20 protein-coding genes and 1 pseudogene are annotated in these 22,269 nt (G+C 73.9%); 10 read left to right on the top strand and 11 right to left on the bottom strand.

Going from position 1 to position 22,269, the window contains the following annotated elements; translation table 11 throughout:
* Positions 1-174: 174 nt before the first annotated feature.
* Positions 175-1,756 (bottom strand): annotated as a pseudogene (locus TR50_RS25080) (TROVE domain-containing protein).
* A gap of 371 nt (positions 1,757-2,127) precedes the next feature.
* On the opposite strand from TR50_RS25080, the gene TR50_RS25075 reads away from it, so the two are divergent.
* From TR50_RS25075 to TR50_RS25065, 3 genes are all read left to right on the top strand, one after another.
* Positions 2,128-3,051, top strand: a complete 924-nt coding sequence (locus tag TR50_RS25075; RefSeq protein ID WP_042426200.1) for an alpha/beta fold hydrolase — start codon at positions 2,128-2,130, stop codon at positions 3,049-3,051.
* A 61-nt stretch (positions 3,052-3,112) separates the two neighbouring features.
* Complete coding sequence (locus tag TR50_RS25070) at positions 3,113-3,562, top strand: pyridoxamine 5'-phosphate oxidase family protein (RefSeq protein WP_042426197.1); 450 nt, start codon at positions 3,113-3,115, stop codon at positions 3,560-3,562.
* Between the two features lie 119 nt (positions 3,563-3,681).
* The gene (locus TR50_RS25065) at positions 3,682-4,854 is read left to right on the top strand and encodes a MalY/PatB family protein (RefSeq protein WP_042426316.1); all 1,173 of its coding nucleotides are present in this window, start codon (positions 3,682-3,684) and stop codon (positions 4,852-4,854) included.
* 276 nt (positions 4,855-5,130) lie between these two features.
* Here TR50_RS25065 and TR50_RS25060 read toward each other — a convergent pair whose 3' ends face one another.
* Positions 5,131-6,048 carry a DUF2797 domain-containing protein gene (locus tag TR50_RS25060; RefSeq protein WP_042426194.1) on the bottom strand — a complete coding sequence of 306 codons (918 nt, stop codon included), beginning with the start codon at positions 6,046-6,048 and terminating at the stop codon, positions 5,131-5,133.
* Between the two features lie 210 nt (positions 6,049-6,258).
* On the opposite strand from TR50_RS25060, the gene TR50_RS25055 reads away from it, so the two are divergent.
* The 3 genes from TR50_RS25055 (at position 6,259) to TR50_RS42920 (ending at position 8,779) form a co-directional block, all read left to right on the top strand.
* Entirely contained in the window at positions 6,259-6,819 is a 561-nt protein-coding gene (locus TR50_RS25055; RefSeq protein ID WP_042426191.1) for a dihydrofolate reductase family protein, read from the top strand.
* A 132-nt stretch (positions 6,820-6,951) separates the two neighbouring features.
* On the top strand, positions 6,952-7,968 hold the full coding sequence (locus tag TR50_RS42925) for a hypothetical protein (protein WP_052441306.1): 1,017 nt from the start codon (positions 6,952-6,954) through the stop codon (positions 7,966-7,968).
* A gap of 322 nt (positions 7,969-8,290) precedes the next feature.
* The gene (locus TR50_RS42920; protein WP_152648615.1) at positions 8,291-8,779 is read left to right on the top strand and encodes a hypothetical protein; all 489 of its coding nucleotides are present in this window, start codon (positions 8,291-8,293) and stop codon (positions 8,777-8,779) included.
* Between the two features lie 14 nt (positions 8,780-8,793).
* Here TR50_RS42920 and TR50_RS25045 read toward each other — a convergent pair whose 3' ends face one another.
* Positions 8,794-9,606 (bottom strand): G1 family glutamic endopeptidase, encoded by an 813-nt coding sequence (locus tag TR50_RS25045; protein WP_042426188.1) that lies wholly within the window; start codon positions 9,604-9,606, stop codon positions 8,794-8,796.
* A gap of 253 nt (positions 9,607-9,859) precedes the next feature.
* Between TR50_RS25045 and TR50_RS25040 the strand changes: the two genes are divergently transcribed.
* Positions 9,860-10,813, top strand: coding sequence for a helix-turn-helix domain-containing protein (locus TR50_RS25040; protein WP_236654582.1), 954 nt, complete (start codon positions 9,860-9,862; stop codon positions 10,811-10,813).
* A gap of 384 nt (positions 10,814-11,197) precedes the next feature.
* Here TR50_RS25040 and TR50_RS25035 read toward each other — a convergent pair whose 3' ends face one another.
* Both TR50_RS25035 and TR50_RS25030 read right to left on the bottom strand, forming a co-directional pair.
* Positions 11,198-12,883, bottom strand: a complete 1,686-nt coding sequence (locus tag TR50_RS25035) for an MFS transporter (protein WP_084700955.1) — start codon at positions 12,881-12,883, stop codon at positions 11,198-11,200.
* A gap of 80 nt (positions 12,884-12,963) precedes the next feature.
* Positions 12,964-13,476, bottom strand: a complete 513-nt coding sequence (locus TR50_RS25030; protein ID WP_084700947.1) for a MarR family winged helix-turn-helix transcriptional regulator — start codon at positions 13,474-13,476, stop codon at positions 12,964-12,966.
* Positions 13,477-13,603: 127 nt separating this feature from the next.
* Here TR50_RS25030 and TR50_RS25025 point away from each other — a divergent pair, with 127 nt between their 5' ends.
* On the top strand, positions 13,604-13,936 hold the full coding sequence (locus tag TR50_RS25025; protein WP_042426186.1) for an ArsR/SmtB family transcription factor: 333 nt from the start codon (positions 13,604-13,606) through the stop codon (positions 13,934-13,936).
* Positions 13,933-14,415: an SRPBCC family protein gene (locus TR50_RS25020; protein ID WP_042426183.1), complete on the top strand. Its 483-nt coding sequence runs from the start codon at positions 13,933-13,935 to the stop codon at positions 14,413-14,415. Before TR50_RS25025 ends, TR50_RS25020 begins: the two co-directional genes overlap by 4 nt.
* A gap of 359 nt (positions 14,416-14,774) precedes the next feature.
* Here TR50_RS25020 and TR50_RS25015 read toward each other — a convergent pair whose 3' ends face one another.
* A complete protein-coding gene (locus TR50_RS25015; protein ID WP_042426181.1) occupies positions 14,775-16,130 on the bottom strand; it encodes a DUF2254 domain-containing protein in 1,356 nt (451 codons plus the stop codon).
* Between the two features lie 385 nt (positions 16,131-16,515).
* Between TR50_RS25015 and TR50_RS25010 the strand changes: the two genes are divergently transcribed.
* Positions 16,516-17,031, top strand: a complete 516-nt coding sequence (locus tag TR50_RS25010) for a universal stress protein (protein WP_042426176.1) — start codon at positions 16,516-16,518, stop codon at positions 17,029-17,031.
* 83 nt (positions 17,032-17,114) lie between these two features.
* Here TR50_RS25010 and TR50_RS25005 read toward each other — a convergent pair whose 3' ends face one another.
* The 5 genes from TR50_RS25005 to TR50_RS24985 form a co-directional block, all read right to left on the bottom strand.
* On the bottom strand, positions 17,115-17,624 hold the full coding sequence (locus TR50_RS25005; protein WP_042426302.1) for a nuclear transport factor 2 family protein: 510 nt from the start codon (positions 17,622-17,624) through the stop codon (positions 17,115-17,117).
* 397 nt (positions 17,625-18,021) lie between these two features.
* Positions 18,022-19,119: a glycerate kinase gene (locus TR50_RS25000; protein ID WP_042426172.1), complete on the bottom strand. Its 1,098-nt coding sequence runs from the start codon at positions 19,117-19,119 to the stop codon at positions 18,022-18,024.
* Positions 19,116-19,967 (bottom strand): sugar phosphate isomerase/epimerase family protein, encoded by an 852-nt coding sequence (locus TR50_RS24995; protein ID WP_042426169.1) that lies wholly within the window; start codon positions 19,965-19,967, stop codon positions 19,116-19,118. The genes TR50_RS25000 and TR50_RS24995 overlap by 4 nt, the downstream gene beginning before the upstream one ends.
* Positions 19,964-21,112, bottom strand: coding sequence for a dihydrodipicolinate synthase family protein (locus TR50_RS24990; protein ID WP_042426165.1), 1,149 nt, complete (start codon positions 21,110-21,112; stop codon positions 19,964-19,966). Before TR50_RS24990 ends, TR50_RS24995 begins: the two co-directional genes overlap by 4 nt.
* Positions 21,112-22,263 (bottom strand): Gfo/Idh/MocA family protein, encoded by a 1,152-nt coding sequence (locus TR50_RS24985; RefSeq protein WP_042426162.1) that lies wholly within the window; start codon positions 22,261-22,263, stop codon positions 21,112-21,114. The genes TR50_RS24990 and TR50_RS24985 overlap by 1 nt, the downstream gene beginning before the upstream one ends.
* Positions 22,264-22,269: the final 6 nt, after the last annotated feature.

Below are 22,269 nucleotides of genomic sequence, written 5' to 3'. Positions count from 1 at the left end.
GCACTCGGGTGGGCGGCCGCTTGCGCGGGCGCGCTCGTGGCGAGCGCGCCCGCGCCGGCGAGCAGCAGGGCGGTGGCGGCGCTGAGCAGCTGTCGGTTCATGGGACACCTCTCGGAGTGGTGGTCGGGTCCACTCCAAGTTGTCGTGCTCATGAAAGAGTGTCAAGAAGGCGCGTCAGGACCGCTGTTCCCACGGCAAGGCCGCGCTCGCACCGGCCTCCAGCAACGGGACCAGACGGAACGCATGGTCCGTCAGGCCGCCGAAGGTGTGTCGGTTCGCGCCGCCCGAAGGGCCGTGGCCGGCCCGGTAGCCCGCCAGGTTCCACGTGTACACCGGCACATGGGACGGAACCTGGCTGGTCGGGTCGCCGTGGCGGCTCGGCGCGTACTGCTCGTCCGTGACGATCAGGACCCGGTTGTGGCCGCGGTAGTGCGCCCGGACCGCCGCGGTGGTGTCGGTGCCGCCGAGGTCGCCGAAGCGCCCCAGGATCCGCAGCACGGACTCGCCCTGGCCGACGGCGACCGGGCTGTGCGTGCTGCCGAACTGGACCAGGTCCGCGTGGTCCGCGCGCAGCGCGACGGCGGTGCCGAAGATCGCGGCGCTGTCCGCGCGGTTCAGCTTCGTCTGCTCGCTGATCCCGTCGAACATGCTGCCGGAGCGGTCCACCAGCACCAAGGTGCGGCCCGGCAGCGCGGGCACGTTCGCGAGGGAGTGCCCGAGCGCCTGCTCCAGCGCCCAGGACCACCGCAGCGACGGCGCGTGCTGGAACGCCGCCAGGAACCGGAACGGGAACTGCCGCGACCGCGCGACCTGCTCGCCGTCCGCGAGCCGCGCCGCGACCGCCTGCGCGGTCTCGTCACCGACTCCCGCCTCGTCGAAGTTCCGCAGGTTCCGCAGCAGCGCCATGAAGCCCATGGACGGGATGACGGCCTCCCAGGCCGCCGCGTCCAGCGGGCCCTGGAGCCAGCCCGCGAGCATCCCCCCAGGTGACGCCCGCCTCGGCCAGCCGCGCCGCGCCGTCCGCGGCCGTGACGACCGCGCGGCGCTGCTCCACCGGCACGGCCATCAGCGCGCGGTGCGCGCTCAGCGTCCGGTCGGACGCCGGGGGCGCGGCCTCGTCCGGGTGGTGCCGGCGGTCGAGCGCGTAGCGGAACAGTTCGCCCTGCCACGGCTTGTCGGCCGCGGGGGAGGCGTGCACCAGGTTGAGCACGTCGCCGAACCGGTAACCCTTGGACGCGGTGTCGTACTTGAGCAGCGCCTTGCCGCTGTAGAGCCGCCGCACGGCGTCGGCGACGCCGCGCTTGACCGGCTTGGGCAGGCTGCGGCCGTAGCGGGAGGTCCAGTAGCCGAGCAGCTCGCCGGGCTCGTCGGGCCGCTGGAGGACGGCGTCGACGACCTGACGGGAGAGCCCGTCGAGGTTCGCGTCCAGGCGCGCCTTGGTGAACTCGGCCGCGCCGACGAGGGAGGCGGTACGCATGTTCCCGTCGCGCCGCAGCCAGCCGAGCAGGCCGGCGGTCCACTCGGGGTCGGCGACGGCGAGCTGCCGCACGAGCCCGGTGTACCGGTCGTCGCGGTCGCCGCCGCGCTCGTAGAAGGTGTTCTGACCGACGGTGTTCGCGACGGCGAGCAGGAAGAGCTCGCTCTTCGCGTCGCGCAGGAAACCCGCGCCGCCTTCGGAGGTGACGGCCCGGCGGCCGGTGGTGGTGACGGGGGAGGTGGCGGCCGTGCGCGCGGCCCTGGTGTTGAAGCGGGACATGGAGAGGAACCCCCTGAGGGCGTCAGGGGGAGGAGATGCGGCGGGGCGCCCGAGATCAGGGGTCGGCGACGGGCTTGCTGACTGTTGCTCTGTCCGATTGAGCTACGCCGACCTGAGCCGACGGCGGGACTCGAACCCGCAACCCACAGTTCCGGATGAAGGATCCGTTGCCTGCGCACCGGGCGCCCCGGCGCATGTCCTCCCGAGATCAGTGACGACCTGCGGCGGACTTGGTTCGAAGAAGTAGCCGCTGGTCTTCGCACCGGGAGGTGACGAGGTGAAACCGTATCCGACGATCACACCATCCGCCTTCGGGTTTTTCGCCGCCGAGGCACCGGGGGTTCGGCGGCGGTTCTGCCTACGATGTCGGGATGGAGAAGGTCGAGATCGACGGTGCACAGATCGCCTACGACGACGACGGGTTCGACGGGCCGGCCGTCGTCCTGATCCACGGGGGAACCACCGACCGGCGCATGTGGGGGCGTCAGATCCCGGTGCTGCGCGACCGGTTCCGGGTGATCAGCTACGACTGGCTCGCCTGCGGCGACTCCGGCGACGTCGTGGCCGATCACGCCCGGCACGAGCAGCTGCTCGCGCTGCTCGACCGGCTGGGCGTCGATCACGCCGTGCTGGTGGGCAGTTCGGACGGCGGCAAGCTGTCGCTCGACGCGGCGCTGACCGCGCCCGAGCGCGTCGCCGGTCTGGTGCTGGTGGGCTCGGGCCTGTCGGGCCACGCCTGGCCGGAGAGCTTCACGCGCCTGTACCGGGAGCGCGTCCACGAGCGCGTCGGAGTCGAGCGGCTGCGCGCCTACGACGAGGGCCACGGCGGGCCCGTCGACCCCGCCGATCTCGCCCTCTACGTGGACTCCATGGTCGAGCTGCTGCTCGCCGGACCGGCCCGGACCAGGCAGGACATCGAGCCGGACGTCTGGGCGCACGCCGTGGGGATGTACCGCCGCACCGCGGAGCGCGCCTGGGCGGGCGCGGCCCGCGCCGGGAGCCCGCAGGACCTGGAACCGGGCGCGGCCAAGCGGCTGGCGGAGGTGGCCGCCCCGACGTTCGTCGTCTACGGGGCCGAGGACGTCCCGGAGGTCGTGGCCGTCTCGGAGCAGCTCGCGGCGGACATCCCCGGCGCGCTGCGCGTCGAGATGCCCGCGACCGGCCATGTTCCGCCGCTGGAGCGACCGGAGGAGTTCAACCGGCTGCTCCTGGAGTTCCTCGACGCGCTCGAGGTGCCCCAGTCCCAGGGGCAGGCGCCGGCGCACCAGCCGTCGGATGTCGGTGCCGACGACTAGATTGACGGGTGTTCGGCAGGACGCTCCCGGACCCGGGAGGCGCAGTGAACGGAGTCAGCCCGTGACCATTTCCTCGCCCCGCCCGCTGGAGCAGCGGATCGCGGACACGCGTGCCCGGTTCGACGCCGACATGGACGCCTGGGTCGCCACGGCGGGCGCGGGCGGCCCCGCCCTGGTGCCGCTCTCGTTCGACTGGGACGGCAAGACCTTCGTCATCAGCACCCTGCCGCGCTCGGTGACGGCGCGGAACATGGCCGAGAACGGCAGGGTCCGGCTGGCGTTCGGGCCCACCAGGGACGTCGTGGTGGTGGACGGCGTCGCCGAGCTCGTCCCCGCCGGCGAGGTCGACGCGGTCGCGGACGCCTACGCGGCCCACACCGACTGGGATCCGCGCCGGGAGTCCGAGGAGTACGCCTGGTACCGCGTCACGCCGCGCCGGATCCAGGCCTGGCGCGAGGCCGACGAGCTGCGCGGCCGCGATGTGATGAAGGACGGGGCCTGGCTCGGCTGAGCGCCCGGCTCGCCTGAGCGGGCGCACCGTCAGGCCGCGCGGGCAGGCCGCGCAAGCGGGGTACGGCAAGTAGGGTGCGGCAAGCGGGTTCGTGCCTTACCTTGGTGGGCGTGGTGCTCATGGACGAGGTGTCGCCGGACCGGTCGCGGTCCGAGGGTTTCCGTTGGGAGCGACTGGAGCTGCTGCGCCGCCGCACCAGCAAGAAGTGGCGGACGCATCCCTCCGACGTGCTGCCGGTCTGGGTCGCCGAGATGGACTGCGCCCTCGCCCCGCCGGTCGCGCAGGCCCTCGCGCAGGCCGTCGCCCTCGGCGACACCGGCTATCCGGCGGGCGCCGGCTACGTCGAGGCGCTCGCGGGCTTCGCCCGCGCCCGCTGGGGCTGGGAGGGGGTCACGGCCGAGCGCGCCGTGAGGGTGCCGGACGTGATGCGCGGCGCCGTCGAGATGCTGCGGCTCGTCACCGACCCGGGCGACCAGGTCGTCGTCAACTGCCCGGTGTATCCGCCGTTCTACCACTTCGTCAGGAGCAGCGGCCGCGCCGTGGTCGAGGCCCCGCTCGGCGCGGACGGACGGATCGACCTCGCCGAGCTGAAGGAGGCGTTCCGCCGCGCGACCGCCGACGGCGGCCGGGCCGCCTACCTGCTGTGCAACCCGCACAACCCGACCGGGACGGTCCACCGTCGCGACGAACTGGAGGCTGTCGCGAGCCTGGCCGAGGCGTTCGGGGTCCGCGTCGTGGTGGACGAGATACATGCGCCGCTCGTGTCCGGTGGCGCGGAGTTCGTGCCCTACCTGAGCGTGCGCGGAGCGGAGAGCGGCTTCTCGCTCATGTCCGCGTCCAAGGCGTGGAACCTCGCCGGCCTCCCGGCGGCGCTCGCCCTCGCCGGCGAGGCCGCGGCCGCGGACCTCGCCCGCGTCCCATCGGAAGTGGCCGACGGCGTCAGCCACTTCGGCGTGATCGCACACACCGCCGCGCTCCGGCACGGCGCCGCCTGGCTCGACGGCCTGCTGGTCGCGCTGGCGGAGAACCGCGCCCTGTTCGACGGCCTGGTCGCGGAACACCTGCCCTCCGTCCGCTACCGACCGGGCGCGGGCACCTACCTCGCCTGGCTCGACTTCCGCGACGCCGGCCTGGGGGCCGACCCGGCGGCGGTCCTCCTTGACCGCGGCCGGGTGGCGCTGACCGGCGGCCTCCCGTTCGGCACGGGCGGCGCCGGCCACGCCCGCTTCAACCTGGCCACGAGCCCAGAGCTGATCACCGAGGCGGTCCGGAGGATGGCCACGGCGCTCTGACGCGGTCCCGAGCTGACGAGGCACTGCCTCCTGGACGAGGCCCCTCGCGGCGCCGGCGTCGACGACCATCGGGGCACGCGGGCCCGCCTGAAAGCGTCCTCGTGCTCCAGCCGGCGGACGCGGCCGGGCGTCGTGAGCAGGCGGCGACCGCCGTGCGGGCCTCCTCGTGCTCGCCCCTCGCCGGGGCCGACGGTCGCGCGCTCGCGGTGGCTCCGCGATGGCCGGGAGCGGTCCCCGGCGACGGGACCGGGCGGCAGGTCCGACCCTGCCGACACGTCAGAACAGCCCCGGCTGCTCCTGGGGTTCCGTCATGCGCGGGACGGGCGCGAGCCGTGCGGTGAACGGCGCGTCCGGGTCCGCGCGGGAGACCGCCCAGCCTGCCAGCAGGCGGGTGTCGAGGAGGACGAGGCCCGCCGCCGGGACGGTCAGGTACAGGTCGGAGGCGATCCGGCAGACGACCCGGCCCGTGACGACGTCGCCTGGGCGCAGAGGCTCGACCGCGGCGTCCGGATACAGGCCCGCCTCCGGCAGACCGTAGCGCGCGCAGTGGTCGACGACGTCCGTGCCGGGACGGCGCGTCTGGCCCTCGGGCCAGTCCAGTTCGCGCGTGCGGGCCGCCTGGGCGAGCAGCGTCGCCGCGCGTTCGGCGGGGGTGCCGGGGGCCGCGCGGGCGACGCGCTTGCGGACCGTGGAGACCCGGTCCGGCAGCCCGAGCACGACCCCGAGCAGGTGCTCGACGCGCCGGGCGGACGGCAGCGTGCCCTGCGAGAGGAACACCGACGCCAGCGCACCCTGTTCGAGCAGCCGCGCCAGACCGCGCTCCGCCGCGGTGATGCCCACCTTCACCCCGGCCGATCCGTGATGCGCCAGGTAGACCGCGTACGGGCGCGGGTCGTCCAGCAGCGTGTCGGCGGCGACGGAGTTCCGCCGGTCGAGCCGCGCGCACTCGCCGCACTGCGAGCTGCGCGAGCCGGGCTCCAGAGCCCGCGCGGCCCCGCAGGCGATCCGGCGTCCGGCCCGCCACAGCCCCACGCAGCGCCGGTCCGCACCGACCGCGAACGCGGGCTCCGCACCGAGCGGCAGCGCACCCGCCCGCCACGGCTCCGCGCCCGGCGCCCACCACTCCAGCTCCGGCTCGCCACCGCGCCACAGCAGCCCGGCCGCCCGCCACCCGGCCCCAGCCGCGTCGCTCATCCGCCCGCTCCCGTCGCTGGTCCGCCACTGGTTCCTGGCTGGTCCGTGGCTGGTCCGTCCACGTCCCGTCGGGATCCAGCCTGCCAGGCGGGTGTGACAACGGTGTTTTCCGGTCCGACACGAACCACCCGTCGGCGCTGCGGCGCACCGCTGACCGCCGGCCGGGGTGGAGCATGGGGCGAGGCGTGCTCACGGAGGTGGAGGTCGATCATGGCCAGGCTGATCTACTCGGCGATCGCATCGCTCGACGGTTACGTCGAGGACGAGAAGGGCGAGTTCGGCTGGGCCGCGCCCGACGAGGAGGTGCACGCGGCGGTCAACGACCTCGAGCGCCCGATCGGCACCTACCTCTACGGTCGGCGCATGTACGAGACGATGGCCTCCTGGGAGACGGCGGGCCTCGGCGCGGACGACCCCGCGGTGGCGCGGGAGTTCGCGGAGCTCTGGCGTGCTGCCGAGAAGGTCGTCTACTCGCGGACTCTCGGGACGGTCGCCACCGCCCGCACGCGCATCGAGCGCGACTTCGACCCCGCCGCGGTCCGCCGAATGAAAGAGGAGTCGCCCCACGACCTCACCATCGGCGGCGCCGAACTCGCGGGCCGGGCGCTGGCCGCCGGACTGGTCGACGAGGTCCAGCTCTTCCTGCACCCGGTCTCGGTCGGCGGCGGCAAGCCCGCCCTGCCGAGAGGCGTGCGCCTGCGCTTGGAGCTCCTGGCCGAGCGGCCGTTCCATGGCGGCGTGTTCCACCTCCGCTACGCGGTGCGTCCGTAGCCGCGGGCGCCGCCAGCCGTCGTCCCTGACCGGCTCTGACCTGCCCTGACGTGCCAGGACACGACCGCGCGCGCGGCGCAGGCGCGTCGGGCGTCCGCGCGTCGGCGGGCCTCGGCCGGGTACGGTGCGGGGATGGAGATCAACCACGGGGGCGGGGCAGCGCGCGGACTGGTGCTGCTGATCGGTGGCGCGCCGGGCGGCAAGCGCCGCCAGCCCGTCCGTCCTGAGGCCGCGCTCGGCCTGCTCGCGACGTTGCCGCCGGAGGCGCTGCTCGGCAGCCCGATACCCGCCAGCGTGCTGCAGTTGGCCGATCCGGCCGATCCGCAGCTGCTGCTCGCGCACCTGCAGACCGCGGCGCGCACCCCCGGCCCCGTCCTCGTCGCGCTCGTCGGCCAGCTGACGGCGGACCGGCGCCGCAAGGAGCTCCACCTCGCGCTCGCCCAGACGGCCCGCGACAACACCCGCTACACCGCGCTGCCGTGGGCCTGGCTCGCCGACCAGTTGCGGCAGCGGCCTGCCGGCACGACCACGGTCCTGGCCGACCTGGTCGCCGACCCGGACGCCTGGGGCGTCCTCCAGCAGTACGGGCCCGAGGCCCTGACGGCGGGTCTGCCGCTGTTCGGCCAGGTCAGCCCGCCCGGCACCGTCGGCGACGGCTACGCCCCGCCGTACACCCGCGCGCTCGTCGACCAGCTCCGCCGCGCCGAACCGGGAACCCCGCCCCGCCGAGATCCACCACGTGGCCGGCCACTCGGGCCTCCCGGCGGGGGCGCTGCTGCTCACCAGCGCGATACCTGCGGTGACCGCGCCCCCGGGACCTGCCCCTATGCCGGCCGCTGCCGTGCCGCCCGCCACGTTCCCGTCCCCGGCCGCCCCGCCCCTGGCCGTCCCGTCGCCGGCTGTCTCGGCCCCGGCTGTCCCGTCCCCGGCGGTCCCGTCGCCGGCTGTCTCGGCCCCGGCTGTCCCGTCCCCGGCGGTCCCGTCGCCGGCTGTCTCGGCCCCGGCTGTCCCGCCCCTGGCCGTCCCGTCGCCGGCGGTCCCGTCCCCGCCCGCTGCCGTGCCGCCCGCCATGTTCCCGTCCCCGGCCGTCCCGCCTCTGGCCGTCCCGTCGCCAGCCGTCCCGCCCCTGGCCGCCCCGAGCGCCGCTGACGCCCTCGGGGCGGCGCAACCGGTTCCGATCCTGCCGACTGAGACCGCACCTTCGACCGCCGCGCCCGCCGCGCATCCCCGAGTCCCGGCGGTTCCGGTGGCGACCGACCTGGTGGCCTCGGCCGCGCGAGCCGAGGCGGCGGGGACTCTCGCCTCCGGGCCCTCGCAAGGCGCCGCCCTCCCGTCCTCGGCGGGGCCCGGCCCTGCGGAAGGCGCTGGGGCGATTCCCGTCCAGGCCGCACCGTTGGCGGCCCTGCCCGCGTCCGTGCGCGCGGCGGTCCCCCTCCCCGTGACGTCGCACGCGCCGCATCACGGGGCGCTGGTGCCGAGTGGGAACGCCCCAGCCGGTCCCGCGGTCCCCACCGTCCCGGACGGGACGGATCCGCGTCCCACCATCGCAGCGGCGCTGCACGCGGGCGATCTCCCGCGTGCCGCCTACGTGATCGCCGACTGGGAGCGGATGCTGCTGCGCCATCAGGGCCCCAGAGCGCCGCAGCTCGCGGATGTCGCGGAGGCGCAGGCGCAGCTCGCGCTCGCCACCGAGGACCTGGGCGGGGCGACCGAGCGCCTGATCGAAGCGGCCCGGCTGCGCCTGCGGCAACTCCCGCCGCAGGCGCCCGAACTGCTCACCGCCGTCGACAACGCCGTGGCGATCTGGGGCCGACTGCCGCGCGACGCGGCGTTGCGGCACGGCCCCGCCCTGCTGACGCTGTGCCGGGCGGTGCCGGCCGCGAGCGTGCGGCTGCCCGTCGTCGAGGCCCGGCTCGCCGAACTCAGCGAGCGGACGGGGCTGCGCCGCCGCGCCCGCTGAGGCGGACCCTCAGGTCAGCTGGACTTCCACACGTCGGCGAAGGAGCCGCCCGATATGGTTCCCGGCTGGGCGCGGACCTTGGTTCCGGCGCTGTTGATCATGGTGATCTCGTTGGGCGAGGTGTTGCCGAGGGCCTGGCCGCCCGCCGTGGACCCGGTGAAGTCGACGGTGCCGAAGTTCGCGAGCTTGGCGATGCCGCCGTTGACCTCGGGAGCCTCGGCGATGACCTCGGCCGAGCTGTCCTGGTAGCCCGAGCTGCCCGCGTGCGTGGTGGACTTGCTCCAACCCTCCGTGCTGTCGGTGAGCGTCATCGTGAAGGTGCCGTTGCCGTTGTCGGTGACCGTCGCCGTGAGCGAGTCACCGCCCGCGACCGTGACACCGGAGTACGCGCTCTCGGACGCGGGCAGCACCTCCCACCACGCCCCGTACGTGGCCCGGCCGCCGATGCAGTCGGCCTCGGTGCCGGTCTGCTCCAGCGCCGAGTTGCTGTAGCCGTCGAGCCCGACCCAGAAGGAGGAGTACGTCGTGGCGGAGCCGCAGCTGACGGAGGGTTGGACCCAGGAGGCGGACACGGACGTGAACGCCCCCGTCGAACCGGTCGCGGCGTAGCCGGACCAGTTGGTGGACTCGACGGCGGTGTTGGTCGTGGACCGCCGCGCCCCGTGCAGGGCGTGGCTCTCGTGACCGGCGACCGCCTGGGTGAGCTGGGCGGGGGTGGCCTGCGCGGCGTGTGCGGCGGTGGGGGCGGCCGCGAACGCCGGGGTGGACAGTGCGGCCGCGCCGACACCGACGGCGACGACGAGCAGCCGGGCTGAACGCCTGGGCATGGAAGCTCCTTGGGTGAGGAGTGGAGTGGGCCGCGGGTGGGGGTTGATCTCCGCGGCGGACCCAGCGTCAGGGGCTGCCCATGGCCCTGACAAGACTTCACCGGACGTTCAGTTTTGAGAGAGGTGACGCCGTGTCGCACCGGGCGTCCACGCCGCGAATTCACAGGTTGCGACGCGTCGACCTGGGTAACGTCTGGTCGACATCCGCGGGCTGTCGTGCCGACGAGTCCGCTGCCCCAGGAGCAGGAGAGCTGTGCTGGTCACCCCGCAAGCCCCGGCAGCACCCGAAGGATCGGACGCACGCCCGGCGAAGCACGCGCCGCCGGACGGGTTCGACGCGGCGCTGCGCGAGGCCATTGCCGCACGGGGCCTGACCCTGGAGCGCATCGCGGACCGGCTGCGGGCCCGTGGCATCAGGTTGTCGGTGGCCACGCTGAGCTTCTGGCAGAACGGTCGTTGCCGGCCGGAGCGGACCAGGTCCCTCGTCGCGCTCGCGGCCATCGAGGAGGTGCTGGGTCAGGCGCCCGGTGCGCTGTCCGCGCTGCTCGGTCCGCCGCGCCCGCGAGGCCGTCCCGCCGGGGCGGCCGCCTCGGGCACGCCGCTGGCCGAGATCTGGTCAGGCGAGGGTCAGGCCCCGGGCCTGTGGCGTGGGCTGGACACCCGGTGGGATCTGACGTTGAGTCGGCTGAGCTGCCACAGCCGCCTGACGGTGGACGCTGAGCGCCGTGAACGCGAGCTGTGGAACCGACGGGTGCTGCGGGCCGAGGCCGACGGAGCGGACCGGTGGATTGCCGTCGTGCGGGCCGACCCGGCCGCGCCCGTCCCGGAGGTGGAGGTGGCCGGCCCCTGCCGGACCGGCGCCGCCGTCCACGCGGCGGACAACGGACTGCTGGCGACCGAGGTGATCTTCGACCGGCCGCTCGTGCGGGGCGAGTCGGTCATCGTCGAGTACACCGTCCGCTGGGCGCCGAGTGGTCCACCGGTCTCCCGACTCGGTACGCGCCTGAACCGAAGGATCCGCGAGCGCGTGCTCGAGGTGCGGTTCGACCCGGCCGCGCGACCGCGCCGCTGTCACGTCTTCCGTTCGGCCACACCGGAGGGCCGCCCGCAGGAGCGGCTGCTGCGGCCGGACACCGCCGGCACCGTCCACGCCGTCGCCCTCGGCGCGGGGCCGGGCCGTTTCGGCATCCGGTGGGAGTGGGAGTGAGGGGCCGCCGTCAGGCGCCGCCGACCCGCGACCGCTGACGCCCCCGACGCGGCCCTGCCCGGCCGCCTGGCTGAGGTCCGCAGACCGAGGGCTGCTGTGATCGGCCGCCGCCGAACGGCGGTGACGGCCGATCGCGGTGCGGGAAGGGGGCTGGTTCAGGGCCGCTGACGGCCCGGCCGGTGGTCCGGCCAGGCGGCCGGGCCCGGCCCGCCCGGCCGTGCGGCTGAGGTCCGCAGACCGAGGTCCGCTGTGATCGGCCGCCGCCGCGCGGGAGTGGCGGCCGATCACAGCGCGGGAAAGCGGGTCTAGCTCGGCGCTGCCGACATCGCCCGCACGGACCAGCCGACTTGTCAGCCAGTCCGCCCTCCCGGCCCGGATGGGCCGTCAGTGACGGGAGGCCGCCGAGTCGCCCTCGTCCGCCGGGGTGGGGACCGTCGACGAGCCCGCGGCGCTGCCGCCGGCCGACGCGGCGGTCTTGCCGCGCAGCAGGGAGGCGAGGGCCGCGACCAGTGCCATGACGGCCGCCGCCCCGAAGACGGTGACCAGGCCGTGGTGGAACGGAGTGGAGACCAACTCGGGGAAGAAACGGTTGCCGGTCAGCGTGTGCACGCTCTGCGCGGGCAGCGTGTGCAGCACGCCGCTGGGCGCGAGCAGGTGCCCGATCGGGTTGTTGCCGAGGAAGGTGGCGAACAGCGTGCTGACCGGCGGCAGCCCGGCGACCTGCTCGGCCGTTCCGGCCGGGACGCCCTGCGCCTGGAGGCCGCTGCTGAGGGTGTGGGGGAGCGAGCCGGACAGGCCGACGACCATCAGCGAGAAGAACAGGCCGATGGACAGGGCCGTGCCGGAGTTCTGGAAGGTCGACCGCATGCCGGAGGCGACCCCGCGCTGGCCGGGCGGCACGCTGCCCATGATGGACGAGGTGTTGGGCGCGGAGAACATGCCCTGCCCGAGGCCGCTGACGAACAGCAGCGCCGCGAAGGCGCTGTAGGAGAAGTCGACGGGCAGCGCCACCAGGCCGAGGAAGGACCCGGCCACCAGCAGCAGACCCGTGGTCGCGAAGAAGCGGGGGCCGTAGCGGTCGGAGAGCCAGCCGGAGGCGGGTCCGCCGATCAGGAAGCCGACGGTCAGCGGCAGCATGAAGATGCCCGCCCACAGCGGCGTGCGCTCGAAGCTGTAGCCGTGCAGCGGCAGCCAGATGCCCTGGAGCCAGACGATGAGCATGAACTGCATGCCGCCGCGCGCGATGGCGATGAGCAGCGCGGCGATGTTCCCGGCCGCGAAAGCCCGGATACGGAAGAGGCTCAGCTGGAACATCGGGTCGGAGACGCGCGTCTCCGCGAAGCAGAACGTCGCCAGCAGGGCGACGCCGCCCGTGAGACCCGCGATCACCCAGGGGTTGGTCCAGCCCGTGGAGTGGCCGCCGTAGGGCTGGATGCCGTAGGTGACGCCCGCGAGAAGGCAGGCCGCGCCCGCCGTGAAGGTGATGTTGCCGATCCAGTCGATCCGGCCGGGCTTGCGGGTGCCGACCTCGCGCAGGCTCCGGTAGGACCAGATGGTGCCGACGATGCCGATCGGGACGCTGACCCAGAACACCGCGCGCCAGTCGATCGCCGCGAGCACGCCGCCGGCCAGCAGGCCGAGGAACATGCCCGCCAGGGCGGTGATCTGGTTGATGCCCAGCGCCATGCCCCGCTGCCGCGCGGGGAACGCGTCGGTGAGGATCGCCGCGGAGTTCGCCGTCAGCATCGAGCCGCCGACCGCCTGGACGAGGCGGAACCCGATCAGCCAGAGCGCTCCGGCCGCGCCGTGCATGGGATCGAGCGAGAGCGCGAGGGAGGCGGCGGAGAAGACGAGGAAGCCGAGGTTGTACATCTTGACCCGGCCGAACATGTCGCCGAGTCGTCCGAGCGCCACCACCAGGACGGCGGTGACGAGGGTGTAGCCGAGGATCATCCACAGCAGGTAGCCGATGTTGCTGGGGGCCAGCGGGTCCAGGCCGATGCCGCGGAAGATCGCGGGCAGCGAGATGATCACGATGGAGGCGTCCACCGTCGCGATCAGCACGCCCATGGTCGTGTTGGACAGCGCGACCCACTTGTAGCGGTCGCTTCTGACGGCGGTCGCGCCGGCGGCGGGGTTCTGCTCGGATATCACAGCTGCTCCGCGATTCGTTCCAGCAAGGGCATGATGTCGAGAAGTCGCTGCTGCTCGGCGGGGGTGAGCGAGGTGCTGACCGCGCCGGTCAGCCGTCGCACGGAGGCCGAGCGCCGGTCGGCGAGGATGCCCGCGCCGTCCGTGGTGAGCGAGATGACCTGCCGCCGACCGTCCGTCGCGTCCTGACGGCGGCTCACCAGTCCGCGGTCCTCCAGGCCGGACAGCGTCGTCGCCATCGCCTGCGGGCGGACCCGCTCGCACGCGGCCAGCGCGCTCGGCGACATCGACCCGTCCCGGTCCAGCCGGGCCAGGACGGACACCTCCGACAGCGTCTGGTCGCCGACGGCGTGCGCCTGGCGCAGCGCCCGCGCGATCCGCCCCACGCTCAGGCGCAGCGCGGCGGCGAGTTCCGAGGCGTGTTCGAGCGGCTCCCCGTATTCAGGTCGCCGGGTGTCAGGTCGCCCGGCTTCCGGTCGCCCGGCCTGGTCGGGGGTGTCGGTGGTGGTCACGTACTTACATTAGATTAATCAGTCTGATGTAACTACCCCCTCCTCTCGAAGCCGCCTCGAAGCCGGACGTGGGACGCGGAGGCGGTGCCCTTGAATCCCGGAAAGCGTTAGCGGATACTAACCGTTAGTGGATACTGACCGATCGGGAGAAGGCTGGAGCGCGCTGGCGGACGGCACGCGGCGCGCCATCGTCGACCGCCTCGCGGAGGGACCGCTGGCGGTGGGGCAGCTCGCGGCGCGCCTGCCGGTCAGCAGATCCGCGGTCTCCCAGCATCTGAAGATCCTCAAGGACGCCGGCCTGGTCAGCGAGCAGGCCGTCGGCACCAGGCGGATCTACCGGCTCAACCCGACGGCGGTGGCCGCGTTGCGGGACCAGCTCGACACCTTCTGGCGGCGGGCGCTGGCCAGCTACGCGGAGGTCGCCGAAGAAGCACCACGCGCACCGGAGGAAAGCCCATGACCGAGATCGAAGCCACGGCCGTCCGGAGGCAGGTCGTGGTCACCGCGGGGATCTCCGACGCCTTCGCCGTGTTCACCAGCCGGTTCGGCGACTTCAAACCCCCGGAGCACAACCTGCTCGGGGCCCCGATCGCCGAGACCGTCTTCGAGCCGCGCGTCGGCGGACACATCTACGACCGGGCGACCGACGGCAGCGTGTGCCGCTGGGCGCGCGTCCTCGCCTACGAGCCGCCCCACCGGGTGGTGTTCAGCTGGGACATCGGCCCGACCTGGCAGGTCGAGTCCGATCCCGAGCTGACCAGCGAGGTCGAGGTCCGGTTCGTCGCCGAGGGCCCGAACCGGACCCGCGTCGAACTGGAACACCGCAACCTCGACCGGCACGGCCCCGGGTGGCAGTCCGTCGGCGAGGGCGTCGGCGGCGACCAGGGGTGGCCGCTGTACCTCGACCGCTATGCCGCCCTGTTCGCGACGGAGGGCTGACCGCCGCGGTCGACGTCGAGGGGCGTCTCGAGTCCCGCCCTGGGGACGGCATGGTGGAGGCGGTCCGGCCGGGGGCCGGGGAGGGCGCAGCGCTCCCACGGCCGCCGGCCGGCCGGCTCTCCGCTGCGGGCCCGAGGAAGGCCGTCGGGCTGGGGGCCCGCAGGGGTCCAGGGGCGGGGCCGGCCGCGGTGTGAGCACGAAGCCGCGGCAGGCCCGCCGTCAGGTATTCCATCCTGGCCGTCGGCCGCTGACCACCTGCTCTGACGGGAACCTGACGTCGACCGCCCGGGTCTTGATGTGATCTTGTCGAGCGCCGCGCCCGCCTGCTCCCGGCCGGTCCCAGCCCGTCCCGGCCGGGCTCAGTCGGTCTGCTCGTAGGCCGCTCGGACCGCCCGGTGGCTGCGCTCGACGTCGGCGCGGTCCGAGGCTTCGGGAACGGTCGCGTCGCAGGTGTGGAGGACGAGGTCGGCCTGTTCCATCAACAGCTTCCGGCGCCCGGGGTCGTGGGTCTGGCGCATGACCTTGTCGAGTGCGTCGAGCAGCCTGATCATCACGGCGGGCATGCCGACGGAGCACTGGCGGATCTTCTCGAACGACCGCCGCACGAGCCGGTCGTAGTCGGGCTGGTGGGCGATCACGCGGACGTAGCCGTGGCGATCGCGGTGGACGTGCTGCGGCTGCCAGGTGGTGGTGATCCGGCACAGGCAGTCGCCCAGCCAGTCGATGCAGGTGATCGCGGTGAAGGTGTCGTTGACAGCTGCCGACAGCGCGCGCAGCGCGATCTCGACGAGCTGGTCGAAGCCGAAGGAGACGTCCTGGGTGAGCGTGCGGTAGGGGCCGGTGACGTGGCCGCGGCGCAGGTCCGCCGTGACGTGGGCGGCGGCCTGCGGGGGCCACACGTAGGCGAGGGGGTGGCCCTGCACCAGGAAGTGGCCCGGCCGGTAGGGGATGTGGATCACCGCGTCGGCGTCGCGGGCGATGCGGACCAGCCGGTCGTGGCGCAGGTACTGGAGGTATCCGCTGGCGGAGGTGGTGATGACCGCGCCCTCGGTCCGCAGGCGGGCGAGCAGCTCGGAGGGCGACAGCCCCCGTTCGGTCCGGTCCGGCGCGTCGGCGCCCAGGGCGCTCTGGTCGTCGATGGCGCCCGCGAGGTCGTGCGCGATCGAGGCGACGACCTGGGGCAGCTGGATCGAGCGGGCGATGTGGTTGATGAAGTAGATCAGCGTCGCCAGATCCACCAGGGTCAGCGCAAGGGTGGTGGTGATGGACAGGTGCGGCACGAAGTCGCCGTGCGGGCCCGGACTGATGGCGACCAGCACCAGCACCGCGTACAGGAAGGTGGCGACGAAGGTGCCGAGGGTGAGCTGGGTGCCGCGGTCCCGGATGAAGTTGCGCAGCATCCGCGGCCCGAACTGGGTCGAGGCGAGGGTGAGCGCCACGATGGTGATCGAGAAGACCAGGCCGACGACGGTGATGACGGCGGCGGCGATGGTGGTCAGCACCTGTCTGGCGCCGTCCGCGCTGCCGCTCAGCACCCAGCTGGGCAGGTCCAGCTTGCCGTTGTAGGCGGCGCGGTCGAGCCCGAGGGTGATCGCGAACAGACCGGCGGCGGCCAGCGCCTCCAGAGCGGGCACCACCCAGAGATTGGTGCGGAGGGCCTCCCGCCGCCAGTCGGCCGCGCGGGCCCTGCTGCGGGAGCGGGCGGTGCGCGGCATCGGGATCTCCGGCGGGATCGGCGGCGGCGCCTCCGGGCGCTCACGGGTAGCTGCCGACCAGCCTTCCCGGCGCGCCCTGAGCTCAGGTTAACCCTGCGTGTCCCGCCCGGCGCGGCAGGCGGCCCCGGCCTCGCCGGACCGGCCCGGGGAGGAACGGGACCGCTGTCGGCGGACACCCTGCGCGGTCAACAGGGCGTCAAGGCCGGGCTCCCGGCCGTCAGGGAAGCGTCAAGGGGTTTTGAAGGCAATCGCCGACGGTGTCCAATGAATCCAAGAGGCATCACCACTGCGACCGGAAAGTTCGAGAGTCGCGGAGAAGCCTCGCCAAGGAAATCCACTCCGACTCCTGCGGGTCGGGCAGTGTCACCGAAAGAAGCGAAGCGCCATGGCCGAGAACCGCGTCGTCGTGGGTGTCAACGGATCCGAGAGCAGCCTCGCCGCGCTGCGCCGCGCGGCCGAGGAGGCACGTCGCAGGGGCGCCGTGCTGGTGCCGGTGCTGGTCTGGCACCCGGTCGGCGGCGAGATGGCCTACCGCAGCCACCCGTGTCCGCCGCTGCTGAAGCTGTGGGAGCAGAACGCCTGCGACCGTCTCGACGCCGCGTTCGACACCGCCTTCGGCGGATGCCCGGCCGACCTGAGGGTCGAGCCCCTGGTCGTCCGCGCCGAGCGGCCCGGCCCCGCCCTGGTGGGGATCGCCGACCAGCCCGGCGACCTGCTGGTGGTCGGCACGGGCCGGCGGGGCCGCCTGGCCCGGCTGTTCCACGGCTCCGTCAGCCGCTACTGCCTGGCCCACGCCCGAGGCGCGGTCCTCGGCGTGGCGCCGAGCGGCACGCCGGACGCCGTGCGCGCCGTCCGCACCGATGAGCCGTCGCGCCGCGCCACCCTGACGACCGCCGCCTGACCCCTGGACATCGACGTCCCGCGCAGCCGTCTGAGGCTGCGCGGGACGTCGCCGGTCCACCGCCGTTACCGCCTGACGGCCGGTCAGTCGGTGGGCGGAGTCCAGCCTGCGGGCAGGCCGGACTGGGAGAGGACCGTGGCCAGGCTGTAGTGGTCCTGGTCGGAGACGATCAGGCAGTGGTTCCGGTCGAGGTCGAGCAGGGTGGTCATCGGCACGGCGAAGGGCTTGGGAGCGCCCTTGAGGTGACCCGCGTACACGGCCTCGACGGTGATGCGGTCGCCGTGGCGGCGCACGGCGCGCACGGTGACATGGACCTCGTCGATGACCGCGTCGGCGCGGGCCTTCCAGCCGGAGATCTCCTGGCGGCCGTGGAAGGTGATGCCCACGCCCTCGTCGGTGTAGGTGCCGTCAGCGGTGAACAGGGCGCCGAGCGCCGCGGGGTCGGTGCCGTTCCAGGCCCGGGCCCAGTCGGCGACGATCCTCGGCGGGCGCGGTTCGGCGGCCTGCGCGGTGGCCGTGGAGGTGGCGGCGGAGGCGCAGAGGACCGCGGCGGCGCTCAGCACGGTCAGGGCAAGACGCGGGCGGGATGTCATGGTGACGCTCCATCGGATGGGGTGTGCGGTGTTCATGGGGCACAGACTCGTCCCGGACGGTGTCCACCTTCCAGGCCCGACGGAGGCAGGCCTTGTCCACTGCTGTCCGCAGGTGTCCACGGTGGAGAGCGGCAAGATATGCTCAAGCTTGCTCATATGTCTCGTCATTTGTGCAAGAATCAGCAATGTGCGATCGGCCTCCGACCCGATCACCCTCCGACCCGATCACCCCATGACTTCGCCGACAAGGCGAAGCGCCACCCGCGCCGCGCCCCGACCGGGCGTCGTGCGCGCGGCGTAGGCCGCTGAGGCCGGTTTGAGGGGAGTCGGCCCGCTCGCCCGCGTCCCGCCCATCAGGCCAGGGCGGGCGAGCGGGCCGACCGCACGGACCGGTGCCCTACCGCCGGGCCGCGACCCGGGGTTCCTCGGCCGCGCGCGCCAGCAGCGCGCCCGCCCGGCGGAGCCAGTGGGCGGCCTCGGCGCAGGCGGCCCCGGCGGAGCCGGCGAGTCCGGACAGCGTGAGCACCGAGTCGTCCGGCGAGCCGCCCGCCACCACCCGCGCCGGAACGCCGGCCTGTGCCGCTCGCGCCAGCACCTCGCCGACGGCCTTGCCGCGCAGGCTGGTCGCGTCGAAACGGCCCTCGCCGGTGATCACCAGGTCGGCCGAGGCCAGGGCGTCGTCCAGCCACAGCAGGTCGGCGACGGCGGCCGCGCCGGGCGTGATCCCGGCGTCCCAGACGGCCGCGAGGCCGTACGCGGCGCCGCCTGCCGCGCCCGCGCCCGGCTGCTCCGGCGCGCCGCCGAGCAGCTCGCAAAGGCGCGTCAGGCCCCGTTCGAGCCGGGCGATCTGCTCGGGCCCGGCGCCCTTCTGCGGCCCGTACACGGCGGCCGCCCCGTCCGGCCCGAGCAGGGGGTTGGTGACGTCGGTGAGCAGCCGCACGCCGCCCGGCGGAGCGGGACGCAGGCAGTCGCGGTCGATCCGCCGCAGCCGGGTCAGCGCGCCGCCGCCGTGCGGGAGCGGCAGGCCGTCGGCGTCGAGCAGCCGCAGGCCGAGCGCGGTCAGCAGCCCGGCTCCGCCGTCGCTGGAGGCGGAGCCGCCGAGCCCGATCAGCACACCGGTCGCGCCCTGGTCCAGCGCGGCGGCGACGAGCTCGCCGGTTCCCCGGGTGGTGGCGGTCAGCGGTGCCAGGCCCGCCATCAGCGGCAGACCGCTGACGGTGGCGAGCTCGACGACCGCCGTGCCGTCGGCGAGCAGCGCGAACTCCCCGTCGACGGGGCGGCCGTCGGGACCGGTGCAGCCGCCCACCCGGTGCAGGGCAGTTCCCGGATGGGCGGCCACGACGGCGTCCAGAGTCCCCTCGCCGCCGTCGGCCATCGGACGGATCTCCAGGTGATCGTCCGGTCTGAGGGAGCGCCAGCCGTCGGCGAGCGCCGCGGCCGCCTCGGCGGCGGTGGCGGTGCCCTTGAAGGAGTCGGGCGCGATGACGACCCTCATGCCGGTTCCCCGCGTGCCGGTCCCGCATCTGCCGGTTCCACGTGGGCGCCGTGGCGTTCCAGCACGGTCCGCAGGGTCTCCTCCCCGGGGGTGTCCCAGATCTCCTGGTTGAAGATCTCGACCTCGATCCAGCCGGTGTGGCCGGCGGCGGTGACCTGGTCGGTCATCGCCCGGAAGTCGATGCAGCCGTCGCCGACGTGGCCGCGGCCGAGCAGCGCGTCGGCGGGCAGCGGCAGGGTCCAGTCGCAGACCTGGTAGGAGGCGATCCGGTCGCCCGCGCGGTCGATCTGCGCGGACAGGTACGGGTCCCACCAGACGTGGTAGCTGTCCACGACGACGCCGACCTGCGAGGCGGGGAAGCGCTCGGCGAGGTCGAGCGCCTGACCGAGGGTGGAGACCACGGCGCGGTCCGCGCAGAACATCGGGTGCAGCGGTTCGATGGCCATGCGCACACCGAAGTCGCCCGCGTGCGGCGCGAGTTCGCCGAGCAGTTCGGCGACCCGCTCGCGCGCGCCGACCAGGTCCCGGCTGCCCTCCGGCAGGCCGCCGACCACCATGACGAGCGTGTCGGTGCCGAGTTCGGCCGCCTCTTCCAGTGCGCGCAGGTTCTCGGCCAGGGCGGCGCGCAGACCGTCCGGGTCGGGCGCGGTCAGGAAGCCGCCCCGGCACAGCGTGCTGACGGCCAGTCCCGCGTCGCGGACCAGCTTGGCCGCCTCGGCGACGCCGGTCTCGGCGACCTTGTCCCGCCACAGGCCGATCGCCGGGATCCCGGCGTCCACGCAGCCCCGGACGGCCTGGGCCAGGCTCCAGCCCTTCGTGGTGATCTGGTTGAGGGAGAGCCGGGTCATGCCGCCACCCCCGCGACGGCGAGGAACTGCCGCATCCGGTGGGCGGCCTGGTCCGGGTCGCGCAGGATCCCGGCCTGGTCCGCGAGCCGGAACAGCTCGACCAGGTGCGGGACCGAGCGTCCGCTCTGCGCGCCGGCGACCATGGTGAAGTGGTCCTGGTGGCCGCAGAGCCAGGCGAGGAAGACGATTCCGGTCTTGTAGTGGTACGTCGGCGCGGCGAACAGGTGCCGGGCCAGCGGCAGCGTCGGCGCCATCAGGGCGTCGTACCGGTCCAGGTCGCCGGCGTCCAGTGCCTGCAGGGCGGCGGAGGCCGTGGCGGCGATCGGGTCGAAGACGCCCAGCAGCGCGTGGCTGAAGCCGAGTTCGTCGCCGCGGATCAGCTGCGGGTAGTTGAAGTCGTCGCCGGTGTAGAGGCGGACCCCGGCCGGCAGGGCGCGCCGCAGGGCGATCTCGCGGTCGGCGTCCAGCAGCGACACCTTGATGCCGTCGACGCCGTCCGGGTGCTGCTTGACGAGCGTGAGCACCGTCTCGGTGGCCTCGTCGAGGTCGGTGGAACCCCAGTAGCCGCGCAGCGCCGGATCGAACATCTCGCCCACCCAGTGCAGGATGACGGGTTGCCGGGCCTGGCTGACGAGGCGGTCGTAGAGGCGCAGGTAGTCGTCCGGGCCTGCGGCGGCGGCGCACAGGGCGCGACTGGCCATCAGGATCGGCTGAGCGGCCGCGGCCTCGACGACCTCCAGCTGCTCCTCGTAGGCGGCGGTGATGTCGGCCAACGAGGCGGTCGGCCCGGCCAGTTGGTCGGTGCCGACGCCGCAGGCGAGCGTGCCTCCGACGGCCCGGGCCGCTGCGCCGGAGCGGGTGATCAGCTCCCGGGTGGCGGCCCAGTCCAGGCCCATGCCGCGCTGCGCGGTGTCCATGGCGTCGGCGACGCCGAGGCCGAGCGACCACAGGTGGTGGCGGAAGGCGAGGGTGGACTCCCAGTCCACGACGGCGGGCGCGCCGGGGGCGTTCTCCCCGTTCGGGTCGGCGACGACGTGGGCGGCGGCGAAGACGGTCCGCGAGAGGGCGGGAGTGACGGACGCGGCGAGCGGCAGGGGCTCGCGCAGCCGGTAGGCGCCGAGGCCGGGGAGGTTCAGCTCGGTCATCAGATCTCCAGGTCGGGGACGTCGAGGCGGCGGCCCTCGGCGGCGGAACGCAGGCCGAGTTCGGCGAGCTGGACGCCCTTGGCGCCCTCCAGGAGATCCCAGCGGTAGGGCGCGCCGGTGACCACGTGCGTGAGGAACAGCTCCCACTGGACCTTGAAGCCGTTGTCGAACTCCTCGTTGTCCGGCACCTGCTGCCACTGCGAACGGAAGGGCTCGGTGGCGGGCAGGTCCGGGTTCCAGACCGGCTTGGGGGTCGCGGCACGGTGCTGGATACGGCAGTTGCGCAGGCCCGCGACCGCGCTGCCCTCGGTGCCGTCGACCTGGAACTCGACCAGCTCGTCGCGGTCGACGCGGACCGCCCAGGAGGAGTTGATCTGGGCGACGATCCCGCCGTCCAGCTCGAAGACGCCGTAGGCGGCGTCGTCGGCGGTGGCCTGGTAGACCGCGCCCTGCTCGTCCCAGCGCTCGTCGATGTGGGTGGCGGTGTGGGCGTAGACGGAGCGGACCGGGGAGAAGATGTTGTCCAGCACGTAGCGCCAGTGCGGGAACATGTCGAGGATCATGCCGCCGCCGTCCTGGGCGCGGTAGTTCCACGAGGGCCGCTGGGCGGTCTGCCAGTCGCCCTCGAAGACCCAGTAGCCGAACTCGCCGCGCACGGACAGGATCCGGCCGAAGAAGCCGCCGTCGACCAGACGCTTGAGCTTGAGCAGGCCGGGCAGGAACAGCTTGTCCTGCACGGCCCCGTTGCAGACCCCGGCGGCGCGCGCCAGGCGGGCCAACTCCAGGGCCGCGTCCAGGGATTCGGCGGTGGGCTTCTCGGTGTAGACGTGCTTTCCGGCCGCGATGGCCTTGCGGATCGCCGGCTCGCGGACCTGGGTCAGCTGGGCGTCGAAGTAGATCTGGGCGAGGGGATGGGACAGCGCCTCGTCCAGATCGGTGGTCCAGTGCTCCAGGCCGTGCCGGTCGGCGATCTCCTTGAGCTTGGGGGCGCTGCGGCCGACGAGGATCGGCTCGGGCCACAGCACCTCGCCGTCGTCCAGGGCGAGCCCGCCCTGCTCGCGGATGGCCAGGATCGAGCGGACCAGGTGCTGGCGGTAGCCCATCCGGCCGGTGACACCGTTCATGACGATGCCGATCACTGTGCGGGACATGGGTCG

It is taken from the genome of Streptacidiphilus anmyonensis, assembly GCF_000787855.1.
GTDB classification, from domain to species: Bacteria; Actinomycetota; Actinomycetes; order Streptomycetales; family Streptomycetaceae; genus Streptacidiphilus; species Streptacidiphilus anmyonensis.
This window is presented reverse-complemented; position numbering and strand designations above follow the sequence as displayed.

Excerpts from the sequence above, each read along its gene's own strand:
- TR50_RS25075 (WP_042426200.1), top strand. The coding sequence starts at position 2,128 with ATGGAGAAGGTCGAGATCGACGGTGCACAGATCGCCTACGACGACGAC.
- TR50_RS25065 (WP_042426316.1), top strand. The coding sequence starts at position 3,682 with ATGGACGAGGTGTCGCCGGACCGGTCGCGGTCCGAGGGTTTCCGTTGG.
- TR50_RS25060 (WP_042426194.1), bottom strand. The coding sequence starts at position 6,048 with ATGAGCGACGCGGCTGGGGCCGGGTGGCGGGCGGCCGGGCTGCTGTGG.
- TR50_RS25055 (WP_042426191.1), top strand. The coding sequence starts at position 6,259 with ATGGCCAGGCTGATCTACTCGGCGATCGCATCGCTCGACGGTTACGTC.
- TR50_RS42925 (WP_052441306.1), top strand. The coding sequence starts at position 6,952 with ATGGAGATCAACCACGGGGGCGGGGCAGCGCGCGGACTGGTGCTGCTG.
- TR50_RS25045 (WP_042426188.1), bottom strand. The coding sequence starts at position 9,606 with ATGCCCAGGCGTTCAGCCCGGCTGCTCGTCGTCGCCGTCGGTGTCGGC.
- TR50_RS25035 (WP_084700955.1), bottom strand. The coding sequence starts at position 12,883 with ATGGGCGTGCTGATCGCGACGGTGGACGCCTCCATCGTGATCATCTCG.
- TR50_RS25020 (WP_042426183.1), top strand. The coding sequence starts at position 13,933 with ATGACCGAGATCGAAGCCACGGCCGTCCGGAGGCAGGTCGTGGTCACC.
- TR50_RS25015 (WP_042426181.1), bottom strand. The coding sequence starts at position 16,130 with ATGCCGCGCACCGCCCGCTCCCGCAGCAGGGCCCGCGCGGCCGACTGG.
- TR50_RS25010 (WP_042426176.1), top strand. The coding sequence starts at position 16,516 with ATGGCCGAGAACCGCGTCGTCGTGGGTGTCAACGGATCCGAGAGCAGC.
- TR50_RS25005 (WP_042426302.1), bottom strand. The coding sequence starts at position 17,624 with ATGACATCCCGCCCGCGTCTTGCCCTGACCGTGCTGAGCGCCGCCGCG.
- TR50_RS25000 (WP_042426172.1), bottom strand. The coding sequence starts at position 19,119 with ATGAGGGTCGTCATCGCGCCCGACTCCTTCAAGGGCACCGCCACCGCC.
- TR50_RS24995 (WP_042426169.1), bottom strand. The coding sequence starts at position 19,967 with ATGACCCGGCTCTCCCTCAACCAGATCACCACGAAGGGCTGGAGCCTG.
- TR50_RS24990 (WP_042426165.1), bottom strand. The coding sequence starts at position 21,112 with ATGACCGAGCTGAACCTCCCCGGCCTCGGCGCCTACCGGCTGCGCGAG.
- TR50_RS24985 (WP_042426162.1), bottom strand. The coding sequence starts at position 22,263 with ATGTCCCGCACAGTGATCGGCATCGTCATGAACGGTGTCACCGGCCGG.